Source organism: Promineifilum sp. (SeqCode) (assembly GCF_041918635.1).
GTDB lineage: Bacteria > Chloroflexota > Anaerolineae > Promineifilales > Promineifilaceae > Promineifilum.
Window position 1 is genome coordinate 1 of the sequence record NZ_JAYRVJ010000600.1, and the last position, 17,461, is coordinate 17,461.

Below are 17,461 nucleotides of genomic sequence, written 5' to 3' on the forward strand. Positions count from 1 at the left end.
CGCCAGATCAGTGACCGTTTCCGGAAATACCGATGGCCGAGCGAGTAGACCGTAAGACCTATCAGCAAGGGCTGCCCAAGAAACGCATCAGCGCCGGCTGCCTCTTCTTCGACGAGGTGGGCCGGCTGCTCATCGTCAACCCGACCTACAAGGACGGCTGGGAGATTCCGGGGGGCGTGGTGGAGGCCGGCGAGTCCCCACTGCGGGCCTGCGTGCGCGAGATTCGCGAGGAGTTGGGCATAGAATGCCGGCCGCTGGGGTTGTTGAGCGTGGACTACGCGGGCGAGACGGCCCACCGCACAGAGAGTCTCAACTTCATCTTCCACGGCGGCGTCCTGCCGGCCGAGACCATCGCCTGCATCCGGCTGCCGCACAAGGAGTTGAGCGAATACCGCTTCATGGAACCGGCCGAGGCCCTCGCCCTGCTGAAGCGGCGGCTGCGGCGGCGCGTGGCCCGCTGCCTGGAGCGGTTGGAGGCGGAGGGCGCACTTTACCTGGAAGAACAAGAGCCGCCCTGGCCGGCCGAGTAGCGACACCATACTATGTTTCTGGGAGAACTGGCCGCCCTGGCTACCGCCCTTTGCTGGTCATGCACGGCTATTCTGATGAGCTACAGCGGCCGCCGTGTCGGTTCGACGGTCGTCAACCGCAGCCGGCTGCTCTTCGCCTTTCTTTTTCTGCTGATCGCCCACTTTCTGCTGGAGGGCGCTGTCTTCCCCACCGGCGTCGAACCATTCCGCTGGGGCTGGCTGGCGGTCTCGAGTCTGCTGGGGTTAGTGCTCGGCGACGCCTTCCTGTTTCACGCCTACGTGTTGATCGGGCCGCGGCTGGGCATGCTGATGATGTCCACCGTGCCCATCTTCAGCACCCTCTTTGGCTGGCTGCTCTTCGGCGAGACCGTCGCCCTGATGGAGCTGGCGGGCGTGCTGCTGGCCGTAGCCGGCATCGCCTGGGTCGTCAGCGAGGGCCAGACCGATCCGCGCCTGACCGACAAGCGCGCTTACCGGCGCGGCCTGTTCTACGCCTTGCTGGGGGCGGTGGGGCAGGTGGCGAACCTGGTCACGGCCCGCTACGCGCTGGTGGATGACTTTCCGGCCCTCTCGGCCACCATCATCCGCATCCTCATCGCGGCCGTCGTGGTGTGGGGCCTGGCGCTGGTCCAGGGTCAGGCGGCCCATACGGTTCGGCAGTGGCGCGACCGGCGGGTGCTGGGGGCGCTGATCGCCGCGTCGGCCGTCGGGCCGTTCCTGGGCATCTGGTTCTCGCTCGTCGCCGTCCAGCATGCCCGCCTGGGCATTGCCTCGACGCTGATGGCTCTGCCGCCGGTCATCCTGATCCCCCTGGAGTATCTTGTCTATCGTCACCGCGTCAGCTCGCGGGCCATCGTCGGCACGCTGCTGGCTATGGCCGGTGTGGCTCTGCTATTGGCGTGGCCCGGATAATCTGGAGAAGGCCGCGGCCGTGGGAGGCGGTGTGGTCAAGGTGGAAGCCCGCCGCGGCTACCGTGGCCGCTGTCTCGCGGTTCAGGCGGCACTCCCCTTGCAGGGCGAACCACAGCGGGTGCAGCCAGTCGGTCAGGCGGCGGGACCAGGGTGTCAGCCCGCGCACGTGTTCGAGCAGCAGCAGCCGGCCGTCGGGCCGCAAGACGCGCCGAACCTCCGCCAGCGCCGCCTCCGGCCGGTCAATACTGCAAAAGACGAGCGTGCCCACCACCGTGTCGAACGCGGCGTCGGCGTAAGGCAAATCCTGGGCGTTGGCGCAGACCACCGTCGCGGCCATACCGGCGCGGCGCGCCTTCCTGCCCGCAGCGGCCAGGTGACCTGGTCGCACATCGATGGCCGTCACCTGTACGTCGCGGCCATACAGCGGTAGATTGGCGCCCGTCCCCGTCCCCAGTTCCAGCACCGCGCCGCGCGCCTCGCGCAGCAGCCCGCGGCGCAAGCGCTCCAGGCTGAGCCGCTCCAGCAGCCGCATGCCCCGATCGTAATGGTGTGGTTCCACGTAATCCATAAGCCTGAGGACTGGCGCAATCGCCACCCGGCCGCCGATATTACCCCGATCCAAATAATCTGCGTAATCTGTGAAATCTGTGGATTCTTCTCTTCTCATACGAAAGAGCAGTCGCGGAGGGAGGGACGCGACTGCTCTTTCGCAGCTAAAGGGGATGTAGACTGCTACCTAAGAATCACTGAAGGCCAAGCCGGGCCGCCGCCTGCTGGCACAGCCCCGCGCCGCCGGCCGCCAACCATTGGTTGAGCGTCTCGCTCGTCGCGCTACCGGCCATGGCGTCCTTATAGATGCCCGTGGCCCAGACGTAATAGCGCTGCGTCTCGGCCGCCCAGGCGTCCCAGCCCTTGGCCGCCGTGCCGTGGCCGCCGTTGTAGCCGGCGAAGGATAGCCCGGCGTCGTTATTTGTCATCTGTAGCCCTTGCGCCAGGTAAGCCATGCCGCGCCGCGCGTTCGTATCCGGGTCTTGCATATTCTCGCCGGCCGAGAAGTGGAACGGCATCACCTGGAACAAGCCCTGTGCGCCGGCGCCCGATTGCGCGTTCGGGTCGCCGCACGATTCGATCTGCATGACCGTAGCGGCCATGTTCGGATCAATACCGAACTCGGCCGCCCAGGCGACGATCTGCGGCGCCCACTGTTGCACTTCGCGGGTGAAGAGCGGCGCGATGGCGCCCGTAACAACCGGCGCAGGGGCGGGAGCCTGCTCGGCCGCTTCCTGCTCAGTCGTGTTGGCCGGCGCGGCCACCTCGGCCGCCGTGCTGCCGACGCCCAGCCCGCTCATGCGTGTCGCCCATAGGCCGAAGGCGACGACGAACACCACGGCAGCGGCCAGGATGAGCACCATGCGCTGCTGCACGGCGGCCATCGGGTCGGCCGGAACCCACTGGGCCGCTTCCGCCCAGCCGTAATACTCGTCGTCCGTCTCGGTCAGAGGCGAGTCCATAAAGTAGATGGATGTATCCTGTAAGGCAGTCATCGTAGTGTACCGTTACCCGTGCGTCGCATCAATTCAACGGCCCTTGCCGGCGGTTGTCGGTTGGCCCGGCGTGCATCTTACCGGGCACGGGCACGTTCGGCCGGCCGGGCATCGGCGGCTGCCGGTTAATACGGGAAGTCGGCCGCGCCGCGCCATTGCCGTTCGTCTTGGGGGCCGGTGGCTGGCTGTTGACCGGCTCGTCCACCGGCTCATAGCTGAGCGGTTGGGAGGCGACCGCCGGCTGGCTGGGCTTGGGGTGGGGCGTGGGGCTGCGGTGGGCCGGCTCCTGGCGGGCGGCGGCGCGCGGCGCGGCGGCCGGCTTGGCGGCCGTCATGGCCGGCGCGGCCGGCTGCGCGGCAGGGCGCTCCGGACGGGCCGGAGCCGCGGCTGGCTTGCGGTTCATCTCGAACAAGTCCTCGCCGGTGATGGAGAACGCGCCGATGAACAGGATGCGCGTCAGCCACACCAGCATAGCCACGAAGATGGGCACATAGCGCAGCAACATCTCCCGGCTCAGCACCTCGTTGCCGAAATCGTGGCTCAGCAGCGTCAGCGACACGGCCCACCAGGTCATGATGGAGTTGGCGATCGTTCCCAGGAACCATGCCCCGGTCAGAAACCAGACCGCCCGCGGCTCTTCCATCCCTCGCTGCGGCGTGAAGATGCGTACCAGGCCGGCGAAGTCGATGGCGCAGAAGGCGATAGCCAGGATCGTCGCCCACATAACCTTGGCGAAGCTGACTTCACCCAGCAGGTTCTTCAGCGCGAACTGCGTCGTGTCGAAGTTGAAGATCTCGAACGCGATCAGCGCCACGCCAAGAATGACGGCGATGATCGTCTTGCGCGACACCGCTTCGCGCCCCGCCATATTGAATTCCAGCGAGCCATTTGTACCCTTGATCATGTCCCACTCTCCTCTCATCTGAACCGCACTGTCGTTCCTCTTGCCCGTGGGGTCGCAGTTCCCTCGGCCATAGAACACGTGTTCTATTGTGTGCTACATCATAGCATGAATGGCCGCCTGAAGTCAATACGCATAGTGGCCTAGCCTCTCTGTGAAATCCGCCCATCTTGCCGTTCGTGTATAATCCCCTTATGACGCTGATCCTGACGCATGAGAAGACGGATTTCGACGCGGTAGCCTCCCAACTGGGGGCAAAGAAGCTCTACCCGGAGGCGACGCCTCTGCTACCGCGCGCGGTGAACCGCAACGTGCAGCAGTTCCTCAACCTCTATTGGGACATGCTGCCGTTCGTGCGGGCCGACGACTGGCGGCGGCGGCCCATCGATCGCGTCATCCTGGTAGACACGCAAACCGTGGGCAACGTGCGGGGCTTATCGGCCCATCCCACTGTCCACGTCATTGACCACCATCTGGGCCAGCCGTCCAAACCGGGCTGGACCTACCAGGTTGAGGCGGTGGGGGCGACGACCACCCTGCTGGTGGAGCGGCTGGGCGCGCACGGCTTGGTGCTGACGCCGGAGGAAGCCACTCTGCTGCTGCTGGGCATTTATGAGGATACCGGCGGGCTGACCTATGACACCACCACCGTTCGCGACGTGCGCGCCGTGGCCCGCCTGTTGGAAGCGGGCGCGCAGTTGGGCGTCGCCCGGCGCTTTCTCAATATCGCCCTTTCCGAGGCGCAGCAACAGCTCTATGACCTGCTGTTGCGCCAGGTGGAGTGGCTGCGCATCGAGGAGCGGCCGATCGCCGTGGCCGCGGCCGTTGCCCCGACCGGCTTCGACGATGAGATCTCCTCTGTCGCCCACCGCTTGCGCGAGGCGCTGACACCCGATGGGCTGTTCGTACTGGTACAGTTGGGCGATGGGGTGCAACTGGTAGCCCGCAGCGCCGTGGACGAGATCGATGCCGGGTTGGTGGCGCGCGCGCTGGGCGGCGGGGGGCACAGCCGGGCGGCGGCGGCGATGATCGTGGGCGGGCGGCTGCCGGCTGTCGTGGCCCAGGTGCGGGATGTATTGTCTGAGGCCGTGTTGCCCACCTTGCGTGTCGCTGCCATCATGTCCCACGGCGTGCTGACTGTGGCGGCTACGGCGCGCATTGCCGAGGTTGCCGCGCTGATGCAAAAGCATGGCCACGAGGGCTACCCGGTCATCGATGAGCGTCAGGAGCGCGTGGTCGGTCTGGTCACCCGCCGCGCCGTGGATCGGGCCATGAGCCACGAGATGGGCGGCCAGCCGGTCAGTCGCATCATGCGCGCCGGCAACATCACCGTCCGCCCCTCCGACTCCATTGAGCGCGTGCAGGAACTGATGGCCGCCGAGGGCTGGGGGCAGATTCCGGTGTTGGCGGAGCAGGGAAGCCGGGGCGCCGGGGAGCCGGGGAGTGGCTGGCCCATCGGTATCGTCACCCGCACCGATGTGCTGGGGGCGCTCTTCAAGCAGCCGCCGGAGTTGCCGGAGAGCGATCTGCGACCGCTGCTGGCGCGCTCTTTCTCACCCGCCCTGTGGGCCGTGGTGCGCGTGGTCAGTGAGACGGCCGCCCAATTGCGCATGCCGATCTATTTTGTCGGCGGCCTGGTGCGCGACCTGCTGCTCGGCAAGCCACCCATGGACCTCGATATCGTGGTCGAGGGCGACGCGATCCGCCTGGTTGAAGAACTCAGCGCCCGTTTCGGCGGTGAAGTCCACAGCCACGGCCGGTTCGGTACGGCCAAATGGTCGCTAGGCGATGGGCAGTACACAGCCATCGAGTCAGCCGCCCGTGTGTCCGCACAGAATGGCGGGGGCGAGGGGGAGCAGGCTGCGGCCGCCCCGGCTCAGATTGACTTTGTGACGGCGCGCAAGGAGTTCTACCGGCGACCGACCGCTCTGCCCGACGTAGAGCCGGGCTCGATCAAGCTTGACCTCCACCGCCGCGACTTCACCATCAACACGCTGGCGATACGGCTGGACGGGGCGCACCTGGGTCAACTGCTCGACTTTTACGGCGGCCGGCGCGATCTGCGCCGCGGCATCATCCGCGTCCTCCACAGCCTCAGCTTTGTGGACGACCCCACCCGCATTCTCCGCGCCGTCCGTCTGGAGCAGCGCCTCGGCTTCACGTTGGAGGAAGGCACGGCCGAGTTGATCGACGCCGCCCTGCCGCTGCTCGATCGCGTCACGGGGGAGCGTATCCGCAACGAGATCGAGTTGGCGCTGACGGAGGCCAACCCCATCCAGGTGATGGAGCGGCTCGACGCGCTTGGCGTGCTGCGCCACCTGCACCCCGATCTGTCGTGGCGACCCGAGACGGCGGCCGTTTTCGGCCGCATCCCGGCTTATGCGGACCATCCTCTGTGGGGGCCGGTGTATCGCAGCAGCCCGGCGGTGTTCTTCTACTTCGCGGTATGGTTGGCTCCGTTCGCGCCGCCCATCCCGGAACAGGTGGCCCGCCGCCTGCGCGTGCGCAAGGCGACGCTGCAAGACCTGCTGGCGCTCGACAGCCTGCGGACGGCCTTGAGCCGTCTCAGCGGCGACGCCGGCCTTGCTCCCTTTTCTTCTGAATCTGCCAAATCTGCGGATGTTCCCTCTGCCCCTGAACCCCGTCCTAGCGAAATCGTCCGCGCCCTGGAACCGTTCGCGCTGCGCACGCTGCTGACGGCGCGGTTGCTCGACCTGAGCCTGCGGATCAATGAGTGGCTCGACCGGTATGTGGCGGAGTGGCGGGCAGTGCGGCCCCTTATCACCGGCGACGATTTGCGCCGCGCCGGCCTGTCTCCCGGCCCCATCTACAGCCGCATCCTTGACCGCCTCCTGGCCGCCCGGCTCGACGGCGAAGTAACCGATGAGGCGGGGGAGCGGGCGTTGTTGGAGGAGTGGGTTGGCAGCAAGTAGTAAGCAGTGGTCGGCGGTCAGTGCTCGGCACTGACCGCTGACCACTACTTACTGCTGAAAGCACGCGATCGCCTCCCTCGTCTCGTCATCGATGACGATTTGGAGGGGTGTGCCGGCCACCGCGCGCAGGTCGATGACACGGACGCAGGCCGGCTGCTCGGCCCCGCGCGGCAGAACCTCGCTTAGCTTGTTGGGCGATTCGCGCAGAAGCTGCCAATCCATCACCCCGCCGCCCAACAGAGGCTCCCCCTCTGTCGGGCTCCCCTCTGTTGGCTGAATGCCCAGCACGAAGATGCCCGCCTCCACCACGTCCTCGAAGAAGTCGGTGCCATAGGCGAATTCTGGCGCGGGGGTGTAGGGGGGGCTAATCTCAATGAGCAGGCGGCTGTTGCAGATGTCGCTGTAGGTGACGGGCACGCTGAGGCGGCTGTTCTGGCTGCCCCAACGCCCGGGGCCTAGCAGCCCAAAGCGCCCCGCCGGCAGCCGGTCGTTCAGCGCTGTCACCGTTTGGGCCACGGCTTGCCGCTGGTCTTCGTTCTCCAGGTTGTAGTAGCACTCAGGATCAATGAACACCAGGTATTCGATATCCCTGACCGCGGCGGCCGGCAGCAGCGTCGGCAGGCAGAATAACTGCCGGCTCTCACCCGTAGCCACCTCGGCGGCGGCAGTGAGGTCGGCTTCGTCGCTGGGCGCGCGCCGGTAGAGCGGCCGGCATTCCAAGATGGATAGATGGTACACCCGCCGCGGCCCGGCCGGCTCTTTCGACTCCTCCACGTTGATGGCGAACTCCATGTCCACCGGGCCACGATACGCTTCCTCCAGCCGTTGCAGCACCTCGCGCATCATCTCGACAAAGCCGGGGTCATCGGCCAGACCGTCAAAAGTCATCACCATAGGCTGGTCCGGGGCGAGCGACCCGTCCGGCGGCAGTGGGGCCAGCCGGTCGCCCAGATCGAGCGAGGCTACCAGCGGCCGCAGCCCCGCCGCCGACGCCAACCCCTCGCGCACGGCCACGGTCACCATGGTGTTGCTGATTCGGTCTACCGCCGCCATAAAACGCTGGGCGAAGTTGCGCTTGCCCTCGACCGAGTCTTCCGGCCGCAGACGCGGATGGCTCAAGGACATCAAGCGGGGATAATCCTGTGACACTCGATCCACCGCCCGCGTCCCCAACCCTGTGACCAGCCGCAAAAACCCTTCGTCGGCCCGAATATCGGGCGACCAGGGGAACGGGTGGCGGCTAAAGCCCACGCCAGCCAGGTCGGGATAAAAATACCGGCCGCGCCACTGGCCTGTCACCCGCTGCAAGAGGATGGCCATGCGCTCGTCGTAGTCTATTAAATTGTTCCGCTTGCGATAGAGCAGCGCGTCAGGGTTGGCCGAACTGGCATAAATGCGTTTGATCGCGTCCAACACACAGGCCACATTCTCATCCAGCGTGCCCTGATTGGCGCAGAAGAAGCTGTTGTACTTGCCGGCAAAAGCGAAGCCGAAGTTGTCTTCCAGCAGGCTTGAGGAGCGGACGATGAGTGGGCTGTCGCCCAGAGATTGCACCACCTCCCGAATCTCTGTCATCAGATAATCGGGCAACTCGGCAGCCAGGAATGCTTCCAGGATAACCGGGTACTGCTCCCGAATCTCCCGCACGGAGCGGTACTTCTGATTCATGAAGTGTTCCAGCTTATTCGCCAGAAAGAACTCATAGATCGCGTCCGTCCCCACAAAATACGAGTCCGGCATCTCCACTTTGCCTACACTCTCCAGGGACTCCAGCGCCCCACCCATGGCCCGCTGCCCCTCCCTCTCCTGCAAGATACGTACCGCCAGAATCATTCCCGACGCCTTACCGCCGATCTTACCTGTGCCGATCAAGCTCTGGTAGATGTGTCGCAGATCAGCGATCCGCAAGACGCGCTTGGCTACGCCGATGAACGGCAATTGGTCGCTCATCAAGCGTTTGATGAGGACGACTTTGATCTCTTCCAAGTGGTGGCCGTAGTTTTCCAACTGATCGGACGGCATGCGCTCGTAGATCTCGCCTTGCTGGAAGAGCATTTCCCACGGGGCGATCTCGGGGTTGAAGGAAATGGGCCGGGTCTCAAGGGGAGCGGGCCGGCTGTTGAGTACGTCGTCGAGGAGGGCATCGAGGCGGGCGCTGCCGAAGTTGTCGGCGAAGTAGGCGTCGGTGTGGAAGTCGCGGATGCGCTCCAGGCGCAGTTGCCAGGTGGCCGAGTCCTCTTCATAGTAGGGATCGCCCAGGCCTTCAAGGCGCTGGGACTCCATGGCCTGCTCGCGCACTTCCAATTCGAAGGCATCGGGCTCGACGACGCCGAACCGGAAGAGTTCCTGGCGCATGCGTTCGCGCACGCGATCAGCCAGGATGGGGAATTGGGCAAGCTTGACGTAGACATCGATGGCCGGGGTGATGGTGGAGGGGCGGGTGTCGGTCATGAGAGTTCCTGTTCGAGAATGAGCACTGGGCAGTGGTCAGTACTGATCGCTGCCCCATAACCACTAGAAAGTTAGGAAGCCCACCCCTTCCTCGCGGGCGCCGTCCATGAGAACGCTGAGGCGAGGGGAGCCGGGGAGAGCGCTCAGGTCAATGACCTTCAGGTAGCCGGCCAGGTCTTTGTCGCCTGGCGATAGCTCGGCCAGGCAGTTCGGCGCCTCTCTGAAAAACCGCCAATTGAAATCACTATCTCGTCCGCGACTTTCACTCCATTTAGCGCCTCTGTTGCCGGCGGCCTCCGCCACGCCTTTGCTTTCTTCGACATGAACCGCCAGAGAGTGAATGCCGGCCTCGACGAGGTCTTGAAAGAAGTGAGTGCCGTAGGACAGTTCGGGGGCATAACCATTGCGGGCGACGGCCATCTCTACCAATACCTTGGTGTTGTGGATATCGGCATAGGTCACGTGGACGCCCAGATCGATGTTGACGCTACCCCAGCGACCAGGCCCCATGAGGATGAAGTGCTCATCCTCAAGCCGCTTATTGAGCCGGCCGATGGCACGGCCCAGTTCATGCTTGATGGTGGGGTTCGGAACGAGGTGGTAGCGCTCTGGGTCAACGTAGACGATATAGCGAATGTCCTCGGCTCGGCCATCGGGGACGAGGCGACGGGCGCGAAAGAGAATGGCCTCGGGCGGGATGTCCCTGGGGATGACAATGGCCCCCTCATCCACTCGCTGGCTTAGCGGCCGGCATTGTAGCAGGTGGAGCCGATACTCCGTGTGCGGCTGGTTGGGGATGATGTCCACGATGAATTCCATGTCCACCGGCCGCCCATAGGCCCGCTCCAGCCGTTGCAGCGCCCCGCGCATGAGCTCGATGAACCGTCGATCTTTCGTCAAGCCATTGAACGTCAGGACGTACTCGTCGTCCCCCCGCAGGGAACCGGAGGAGACCATATCCTCCATGTAGTCGCCGCGGTAGATCGAGGCGATGTACCGCAGGTAAGGGTAGTTCCGATGCAACACGTCGACGACCGGCAGCGTGCGGAAGCTGTTGTCCTTCAGGTCGATCACGTCGATGTACCACTGCGCGTACTGGCGGATGGCGCGCGCCGTCGTCTCCGGCCGTAGTTGCGGGTGGCTCAGCGCGATCAGGCGTGGGTAATCGTTGCTCACCCGCTCCACCGCTCGCGTCCCGAAGCCCCAGACGAGACGCAGGAAGCCGTCCTCGCGCCGGATCTGGCTGTGCCAGCGAAATGGGTTCTGGCTGAAGCCCACTCCGGCCAGGGTGGGAAAGTAATACCCCTCCTGGCGACGGCCGATGGCCCGCTGCACCAGCACCGCCATCCGCTCGTCATAATCGATCAGCCCATGTTTCTGGCGGTACAGTATGGCATCCGGGTTCAGCGTGCTGGCATACACCCGCCGGATAGCGTCCAGCAGTTCCGCCAGATTTTCGTCCGGGGTACCCTGGTTGGGGCAGAAGTAGCTGTTGTATTTGCCGGCGAAGGCGTAACCGAAATTATCTTCCAGCAGGCTGGATGACCGCACGATGAGTGGCGCTTTACCCATGGCTGTCAGCACCTCGCGCAGCCGCTCCACGATCGCCGCCGGCATCTCCCCCGCCAGGTGCGCCTCGACGATCTTGGGATACTCTTCGCGAATCTCGGCCAGGCTGCGGTACTTCTGGTTCATCCAGTGCTCCAGGCCGTTGGCCAGCCGGAAGTCATAGATGACTTCGGTGCCGATGAAGTAAGAGTCAGGAATGGCAATATCGGCGGAATTCGCCGGCGAGCTTAGGGCCGCGGCATTCTGAACCGGGCCATCCGGTGGCGCGGGGTGCCTATCCGGCCCCGCCATCAGGATGCGCCAGGCCAGCATCAGCCCCGCCGCCTTCCCGCCGATCTTCCCGCTGCCGATCCGCCGCGCGTAAATGGCGCGCAGGTCGGCGATAGTGAAAATGCGCTTGGCGACGGCGATGTAGGGTAACTGGTCGCTAATCATTCGCTTGATGAGCACCACCTTGATCTCCTCCAGATGGTGCTGAACCGCTTCGTGCTGCTCAGCGGGCAGGCGCTCATACAATTCGCCCTGGCGGAACAGGACTTCCCAGGGCGCGATCTCCGGGTTGAAAGTGAGTTGCGGGGAGGAGGAGGGGCGCGGCTGCTGCTGTAACACCTCGCGGATAATGCCCTCCAGCGCGGCCAGCCCAATGTGGCGGGCGAAGTAGGCATCGGTCTGGGCGTCGCGCACTCGGGCCTTGCGCCTCTGCCACGTCTGCGTCTCCTCCTGACCATAGGGGTCTGTCAATCGCTCCCGCCGCTGCGACTCGATCGCCTTCTGCCGCACTTCTCCCTCGAACGTCCCTTCGTCGACCACCCCGCGCCGGAACAGCTCTTGCCGCATTCGGGCCCTGATCTTGTCGGCCAGGATGGGATAGCGGGCGAGCTTGATGTAAATGTCGATGGTCGGCGTCACACTGCGGGGTGGTACTACTGATGACATGGGTTCCTTTCCACAATCGCGCGACCGGCCGGTATGCCCGCGCCGGCATGACCTGGATCGCCGGCGTCACGCCGACTCTTGCTCACTATTATAGCAGGTCGCGGCCGTCCGTAATGCTTGCCCAAAGCCTTTCAGTAGTAGCTAACCGACTATAGACCTGACAGGTGGCGGCCCCAAGTTTCATTCTTGTCAGAGCGCCATTGGCCGTCCACCTGTCAGGTCTGGGCGCTGTGGCCGCCTACTGAAACGCCTTGAAAGCTTGCCCGCCCGCCTGTTTCCCGGTAAAACGGCTTGGAATAGTGGGCAGTGGAGAGTGAGCAGTAAGCAGCGGTCAGTACCGACCACTGACCACTACCGAACGGAGACAGCACCATGACGACAATTTTCGAGAAGATCATTAGCGGAGAGATACCGGCCGATATTGTCTATCAGGATGAACTGGTGACCGCCTTTCGCGACATCCACCCTCTGGCCCCGACGCATATCTTGATCGTGCCCAATAAGGCGGTAGCCACGGTCAACGACCTGAGTGAAGAGGATGCCGCCGCCGCCGGCCGGATGCTGTTGGTGGCCGGACGGATCGCCGCGCAGGAGGGCATCGCCGAGAGCGGCTACCGGCTGATCATCAACTGTAACCGCGACGGGGGGCAGGAAGTCTTTCACCTCCACATGCACCTGTTGGGCGGGCGACGGATGGGGCCGATGGTGGCTCGGAATTAGTGGTCACTGACTGACCGCATTAACTTCTTCGCGACAGACGCACGCGCCCCGGACGATCTCGCCGCGGGTCAGATACCCATCATACTCCGCGCCCGCGCCGGAGGAAACCCAGCCGCTCATCTCGAACGGCCGCTCGCCGTCGGCGCTGATCCAGCGGCCGTTGTAACTGCGCGTAATGTGCAGGTGCGTCCCGTTGGAGAAACCGCCCTCGCAGGACGGATGGCCCAGCCGGTCGCCCGTGTGCACGCGCTGGCCCAACGCGGCGCGGTCGCGCGTTTCCAGATGCATGTAGGTGATGGCCCAGCCCGTGCCGGCATACCCATCCGCCTGGCCGCTCTCGTCATCCAGGTCGACGACGACCGCGCCGTGGCCGCTGCGCGTCACCACGCCGTCGGCCATCGCCGTGACCCACGCATCGGACTGAATGCAGCCCACCTGCTCGCTGGGCGGCACGAAGTCGAGCGCGCCCCAGGCCGAGCCGCTATTCCACGCTCCGTGCGGCCCGCCGGTGTAGTACCACGTCTCGCCCGCCGGCCAGGGTAGTTCCAGGACGGGCAGGGTCAGGTCGGAGGGTAGAATGGGCTCGAAGGTATAGCCAAACGGGTTGCCGAACAGGCGCGTATACGTGGCGTTGAAGCCATCCGGCCCTGCATCCTCCCGCCAGGACGCTTCCGTGACCCCATCCTTGGCTGCCAACAGGCGCTGCACCCCGGCTGTGCCATCATTGATCGTCGGCGCGAAGAGCACCTGCGTCGTGTCGCCCAGATTAAAGCTGCGCAAGCCGCCCTCGCTCCGGCCGTAGTAGCCCAGGTTGAGCGTATTCGCGGCCCAACTGAGCTGGCTGTAGAGCGTGGGCGCGCTCGTACCCGAATAGCCGAGCAGGGGAGAGCGCGGCGCGGGGTTGGCCTGCGTCACCCAGCCCGCTTCGTGCTCCAGGACGGCCAGCAGCAGCCGTGGGTTGACGCTGTGGCGGTCGGCTACCAGCTGGAGGATGGCGGGGCCGTCCATCGTTTGCCCTTCCACTTCCTCCGTGTGCTGTAGCAGGTAACCGCCCAGACCGGTGACAAAGGCGCGGGTGTCGAAATCGCGCGCCGCCGGGCCGTAGACCAGTTCACTGTCGGGGATGATCTTGAAGTCGGGGCTGATGACCTGTTGAATCTCGACGCCGGGAACCTGGAGCGCCTGGCCGACCTGGATAACGTCGGCATTGGTCAGCCCGTTGAGCGCCACCAACTCCTCGATCGTCGTGCCATAGCGTTGCGCCAGTTGGCCGAGCGACTCGCCGGCCACGACGGTGTGCGTGCCCGTCGTGCCCGCCGTGGCGGCATTGGCCTCGTGATGGGGCGCGTCCGGCGTCGGCTGGCCGGCGTATTCCGGCACGGGCGTGCCCAGTTGGGCGCTTAGAGGGGCGGATGAGGTCGGCTCGACGGCCGCCACGGAGGGCTGGGGGCTGCTCGCCGCCCCGGATGACTCGGGCAACTCAGCTGCCCCCGGCCCCGGCCGCACGCAGCCAGCCAGAAGAAGGATGAGCAGGGCAACGGCGGTGAGGCGTGAGGTGGGGCGAATGCTGTCGGACGACATGGACACCATTGTACCGTGAGCGTGGGCCGATTTGCCAAATCGCTCTCCTATGGTATTCGTTCTTCTGTGGAACGCGAGAATCAAGCCAACGACACCGCCATCCCGGCGGTCGGCAAGAGCGCCGCCCAACGGCTGCGTCTGACATTCAGCAAGGGCGGCCCCGCCCGCTACATCAGCCACCTCGACCTGGCGCGCGCGCTGGAGCGGGCGCTCAACCGGGCCGCCCTGCCCGTTGCCTACACCCAGGGCTTCAACCGCCGGCCGCGCCTCTCGTTGGCTTCCGCCCTGCCGCTTGGCTACACCAGCGAGGCGGAGTTGGCCGATGTCTGGCTGACCGAGCCAACGCCTCTGGAGCCGGATGGGCAGGCGGCCGCGTTCCGGCAGCGCTTGATGGCCCGGATGGCGCCGGGTATCGAGGTGACGGCCGTTGCCGAAGTGGCGTTGAGCGCGCCCTCGCTGCAACAAATGATGGCCGAATCGCTCTACGTGGTGCGCTTCCCCGACCCGGTGGACGGCGCGGTGTTGCGGCGCGAGGTCGAAGCGCTGCTGGCCGCCGAGTCACTCATGCGCACGCGCGCCCGGCCCAAGGGCAACCAGACACAGCCTTTTGATCTGCGCCCGCTCATCCTCGACATCCGGGTAGAGTCGGAGGATGAGGGCCAGCCGCGCCTTTGGTTGCGGCTGGTGCAGACGGCGACACAGACTGGCCGGCCCGAGGACGTGCTGGCCGCGCTGGGCTTTGACCCCCTCGATGCCTGGGTGCATCGAACTGGGCTGCGGCTCGATGCACCTAGCTAAAGCGGCTCACCTGGGTGATGGAAGCGCCGGGCGAGACGGATTTGCCCTCGTCGCTCAGCCGCATCCCTTCCCAGGTGCAGTGCCGGCAGCGGTAGCGGTAGGCCGGGAAGCCGAGGCGGTGCAGAAAGCGGTCGCTGCTCCGCCGGGCGATGCGCAGTAGCTCCTGCTCCCCGCAGCGCGGGCAGCCCGCTTCCAGGCGCAACCGGGGGTTGCCCAGAATGAGCGCGCGCACCAGCAGACCCAGCAACAGCAACAGGGCCAGCCCGCTCAACGCCAGACTCAACCAGCGGTAGCCGTTACCGAAGGCCAGCCGCGTCACGAGTCGCGGCATGTCGTACATGACGGAGGCGCGGCCGTGGTCGATGTCAACCAGGAAGATGATGTACTCCCCGTTGCGTTGTGTCTCGAACGAGAAGGGGATAGGCTCGGTGGTGCGGCCGTAGGCGTCTATCGCCAGGTCGGGATCGCCGTTGGCGATCACGTACCCCTCATAGCTGCCGGGGCGGGCCATGCGGCGTACTTGCTGGTACAGGCCGCTGCTGATTGGCTCCAACCGTCCGCTGGTATCATCGGGGTTCCACTCCTGGAAATTGCCGATGAGCCGATAGTCGGTCACGTCGTCGATGGCGCTGACGACGAAGGGGATGGGGAAGAAGAGGCGGTCGGCGCTCTCGTTGCTGTCAAATACGAAGGTCACCGGGCCGGGCTGATCGGTCGTCACCCAAGCCGGGGCGGTGGGATAGACCAATGAGGCGTCAACGCAATTGACCACCTGCCAGTGATAGACACCCGGCTCCTGCAACGTGTAATCTAGCGAGTAAACGCCGTCGCGGGCCAACACGTCGCCGCCCGTGCCGTCGTCGAGCAGCCGCGGCGCGGCAGCCGAGCCATCCAGGAACTCCCCTTGCAAGCACCACTCCCTGTCGGCCGAGCGCGGCGGGGCGACGCCGGCCGGCTCGGCCGGCCGCGCCAGCGAGGCCATGCCCAGCGCCAGCCGGGTGAATGGATTGACGAAGTAGATCAGCGCCGCGGTCGCCAATAGCAACAGACTAAGGGTTAGCAGGGCGACGGTGGAGCGGCTGCGCTGGAATTGCGGGCCTCGTCGCGGCCTGGCGACGCGCGGTTCATGGGTAGTACTTTCCTGGGGCTCCTGGGGGAAGGTGAGGGGAAGCGCTCCGTCCGGTTCTTCAGAGAGAGGGGAGGGCGGCAGGTCAGGAGCTTGGGTGGGTTCCGGTTCCGGCGCGTCAAAAACGGCCGCGGCATCCAGAATAGCGGTCTCGATGGGCCGGGTTGTACTCTCCGGTTCGGGGAGTATGGCTGTTTCCAGTGGAGCGGGCAGGTGCTCGTCGGGCGCTGCTGCTTCCGCGGTGACGGTTCCGGGCGCGCCCTCCATGGCGGCCGTCTCTGAGGACGCCACATCGGCGGCCGGCGGCGTGGCCGGTTGCTCGGCGTCAGTCGCTTCCTCACGCGCTTCCTGGCTATACAAGCGCTGCAACTCTTCTTGCAGCGCCGCGAACTCATCCGCGGTCAACTGGCTCTGATCGATCAGGATGGGATCCGGCAGCCCGTCGGGTGATAGCGGCCCCGTTTCCAGCCAGGTGGGCTTGAAGCCGGAGGATTCGAGGAAGCCCGTCGATTTGCTTTTCTTGCCGGATTCGGGCTTGGCCGGGTCGGCGTTCTTCTTGGAACCATCCGGTTTGGATGATTTTGCGGTGCTCATAAGTTACTCTCGCTTCTCAGCGCTTGCCGGTTGGCTCGTATGCTCGTTGACCTGGGCCGCCCTCCTCGTCTCAGAGACTCAAAGACGAAGAATCGCCCCTTGCTAGGAAGATAGCACCGACCGGACAAACACTGATAAAAAGCTTGTAAAACTACGGTGAATTATACGTGAACATCGGCCTTTGCCCTATGGTCAATATACACAAGGCCGGCCTAACCCAGACCTGAGGGGTGGATGGCCTGATTCACGCTGCCAGGCGGAAACCTGTGGCTGCCCACCTATCAGGTCAAGATTATCCCTCTTGACAACGCCCCCTATAAAGCAGTATAGTGTCATCAACTGGTATGACCACTTACCAGTTATGGAGCTATATGGTTCAGCCCGCCCCTACGCGCCCGCGCCAGCACGCCGAAAATGTCTTGCTAGAGGCGATCCTTGAGGGTGACTTCCCACCCGGCTCCGTTCTTCCCGGCGAGCGCGCCCTGTCGGTGCAATTGGGCGTGGCCCGGCCCGCGCTGCGCGAAGCCATCCAACGACTGGCGCGCGACGGCTGGCTCACCGTTGTCCACGGCAAGGCGACGGTTATCAACGACTACTGGCAGCAAGGTGGACTGAACGTCCTGAGCAAGCTGGTCGAACACCCGCGCCACCTGCCGCCGGATTTCGTCGAACAACTACTCGAAGTTCGCCTGCATCTGGCCCCGGCCTACACGCGCGCCGCCGTCGAGCGGGCCGGGGGCGAAGTGGCCGCTTTTCTGGCCAACGCCTCAGAGCTGGAACGTGACGCGCCGGCCGCTTTTGCCCATTTCGATTGGCAATTGCACCATTGGCTGACCATTTGTTCCGGCAACCCCATCTATACCCTC

General features: G+C 65.0%; 13 protein-coding genes. 6 read left to right on the forward strand and 7 right to left on the reverse strand.

The annotated features are described in order from the left end of the window. The first annotated feature begins 32 nt into the window (after window positions 1-32). Together ACE3UY_RS17730 and ACE3UY_RS17735 are read left to right on the forward strand one after the other, a co-directional pair. Window positions 33-530: an NUDIX domain-containing protein gene (locus tag ACE3UY_RS17730; protein ID WP_374688817.1), complete on the forward strand. Its 498-nt coding sequence runs from the start codon at window positions 33-35 to the stop codon at window positions 528-530. 12 nt (window positions 531-542) lie between these two features. Then, window positions 543-1,442 carry a DMT family transporter gene (locus ACE3UY_RS17735; RefSeq protein WP_374688818.1) on the forward strand — a complete coding sequence of 300 codons (900 nt, stop codon included), beginning with the start codon at window positions 543-545 and terminating at the stop codon, window positions 1,440-1,442. Here the strand turns inward: ACE3UY_RS17735 and ACE3UY_RS17740 are convergent. From ACE3UY_RS17740 to ACE3UY_RS17750, 3 genes are all read right to left on the reverse strand, one after another. Next, window positions 1,402-2,001: a class I SAM-dependent methyltransferase gene (locus ACE3UY_RS17740; protein WP_374688819.1), complete on the reverse strand. Its 600-nt coding sequence runs from the start codon at window positions 1,999-2,001 to the stop codon at window positions 1,402-1,404. The genes ACE3UY_RS17735 and ACE3UY_RS17740 overlap by 41 nt on opposite strands. 184 nt (window positions 2,002-2,185) lie before the next feature. Beyond that, window positions 2,186-2,953: a lytic transglycosylase domain-containing protein gene (locus tag ACE3UY_RS17745; RefSeq protein ID WP_374688820.1), complete on the reverse strand. Its 768-nt coding sequence runs from the start codon at window positions 2,951-2,953 to the stop codon at window positions 2,186-2,188. A 61-nt stretch (window positions 2,954-3,014) separates the two neighbouring features. Beyond that, window positions 3,015-3,890, reverse strand: coding sequence for a hypothetical protein (locus ACE3UY_RS17750; RefSeq protein ID WP_374688821.1), 876 nt, complete (start codon window positions 3,888-3,890; stop codon window positions 3,015-3,017). Between the two features lie 191 nt (window positions 3,891-4,081). Between ACE3UY_RS17750 and ACE3UY_RS17755 the strand changes: the two genes are divergently transcribed. Further along, a complete protein-coding gene (locus ACE3UY_RS17755) occupies window positions 4,082-6,820 on the forward strand; it encodes a CBS domain-containing protein (protein ID WP_374688822.1) in 2,739 nt (912 codons plus the stop codon). A 48-nt stretch (window positions 6,821-6,868) separates the two neighbouring features. Here the strand turns inward: ACE3UY_RS17755 and ACE3UY_RS17760 are convergent, their stop codons facing one another. Both ACE3UY_RS17760 and ACE3UY_RS17765 read right to left on the reverse strand, forming a co-directional pair. Continuing rightward, window positions 6,869-9,271, reverse strand: coding sequence for a PEP/pyruvate-binding domain-containing protein (locus tag ACE3UY_RS17760; protein ID WP_374688823.1), 2,403 nt, complete (start codon window positions 9,269-9,271; stop codon window positions 6,869-6,871). Window positions 9,272-9,334: 63 nt separating this feature from the next. After that, window positions 9,335-11,776 carry a PEP/pyruvate-binding domain-containing protein gene (locus tag ACE3UY_RS17765; protein ID WP_374688824.1) on the reverse strand — a complete coding sequence of 814 codons (2,442 nt, stop codon included), beginning with the start codon at window positions 11,774-11,776 and terminating at the stop codon, window positions 9,335-9,337. A 372-nt stretch (window positions 11,777-12,148) separates the two neighbouring features. On the opposite strand from ACE3UY_RS17765, the gene ACE3UY_RS17770 reads away from it, so the two are divergent. Continuing rightward, window positions 12,149-12,496 carry an HIT domain-containing protein gene (locus ACE3UY_RS17770; protein WP_374688825.1) on the forward strand — a complete coding sequence of 116 codons (348 nt, stop codon included), beginning with the start codon at window positions 12,149-12,151 and terminating at the stop codon, window positions 12,494-12,496. Window positions 12,497-12,499: 3 nt separating this feature from the next. Here ACE3UY_RS17770 and ACE3UY_RS17775 read toward each other — a convergent pair whose 3' ends face one another. After that, window positions 12,500-14,077, reverse strand: coding sequence for a LysM peptidoglycan-binding domain-containing protein (locus tag ACE3UY_RS17775; RefSeq protein WP_374688826.1), 1,578 nt, complete (start codon window positions 14,075-14,077; stop codon window positions 12,500-12,502). Between the two features lie 66 nt (window positions 14,078-14,143). On the opposite strand from ACE3UY_RS17775, the gene ACE3UY_RS17780 reads away from it, so the two are divergent. Then, the gene (locus ACE3UY_RS17780) at window positions 14,144-14,875 is read left to right on the forward strand and encodes a TIGR03936 family radical SAM-associated protein (protein ID WP_374688827.1); all 732 of its coding nucleotides are present in this window, start codon (window positions 14,144-14,146) and stop codon (window positions 14,873-14,875) included. On the opposite strand, the gene ACE3UY_RS17785 is transcribed toward ACE3UY_RS17780, so the two are convergent. After that, on the reverse strand, window positions 14,868-16,595 hold the full coding sequence (locus ACE3UY_RS17785; RefSeq protein ID WP_374688828.1) for a choice-of-anchor X domain-containing protein: 1,728 nt from the start codon (window positions 16,593-16,595) through the stop codon (window positions 14,868-14,870). The two genes, ACE3UY_RS17780 and ACE3UY_RS17785, sit on opposite strands and share 8 nt — an antisense overlap. A 371-nt stretch (window positions 16,596-16,966) precedes the next feature. On the opposite strand from ACE3UY_RS17785, the gene ACE3UY_RS17790 reads away from it, so the two are divergent. Next, window positions 16,967-17,461, forward strand: a 495-nt coding sequence (locus ACE3UY_RS17790; RefSeq protein ID WP_374688829.1) for a GntR family transcriptional regulator, incomplete at its 3' end; no start/stop codon positions are given.

Bases quoted from the DNA above. Each gene is read 5' to 3' on its own strand.
- ACE3UY_RS17750 (WP_374688821.1), bottom strand. From the start codon at position 3,890: ATGATCAAGGGTACAAATGGCTCGCTGGAATTCAATATGGCGGGGCGC.
- ACE3UY_RS17785 (WP_374688828.1), bottom strand. From the start codon at position 16,595: ATGAGCACCGCAAAATCATCCAAACCGGATGGTTCCAAGAAGAACGCC.
- ACE3UY_RS17775 (WP_374688826.1), bottom strand. From the start codon at position 14,077: ATGTCGTCCGACAGCATTCGCCCCACCTCACGCCTCACCGCCGTTGCC.
- ACE3UY_RS17765 (WP_374688824.1), bottom strand. From the start codon at position 11,776: ATGTCATCAGTAGTACCACCCCGCAGTGTGACGCCGACCATCGACATT.
- ACE3UY_RS17735 (WP_374688818.1), top strand. From the start codon at position 543: ATGTTTCTGGGAGAACTGGCCGCCCTGGCTACCGCCCTTTGCTGGTCA.
- ACE3UY_RS17770 (WP_374688825.1), top strand. From the start codon at position 12,149: ATGACGACAATTTTCGAGAAGATCATTAGCGGAGAGATACCGGCCGAT.
- ACE3UY_RS17755 (WP_374688822.1), top strand. From the start codon at position 4,082: ATGACGCTGATCCTGACGCATGAGAAGACGGATTTCGACGCGGTAGCC.
- ACE3UY_RS17730 (WP_374688817.1), top strand. From the start codon at position 33: ATGGCCGAGCGAGTAGACCGTAAGACCTATCAGCAAGGGCTGCCCAAG.
- ACE3UY_RS17760 (WP_374688823.1), bottom strand. From the start codon at position 9,271: ATGACCGACACCCGCCCCTCCACCATCACCCCGGCCATCGATGTCTAC.
- ACE3UY_RS17745 (WP_374688820.1), bottom strand. From the start codon at position 2,953: ATGGACTCGCCTCTGACCGAGACGGACGACGAGTATTACGGCTGGGCG.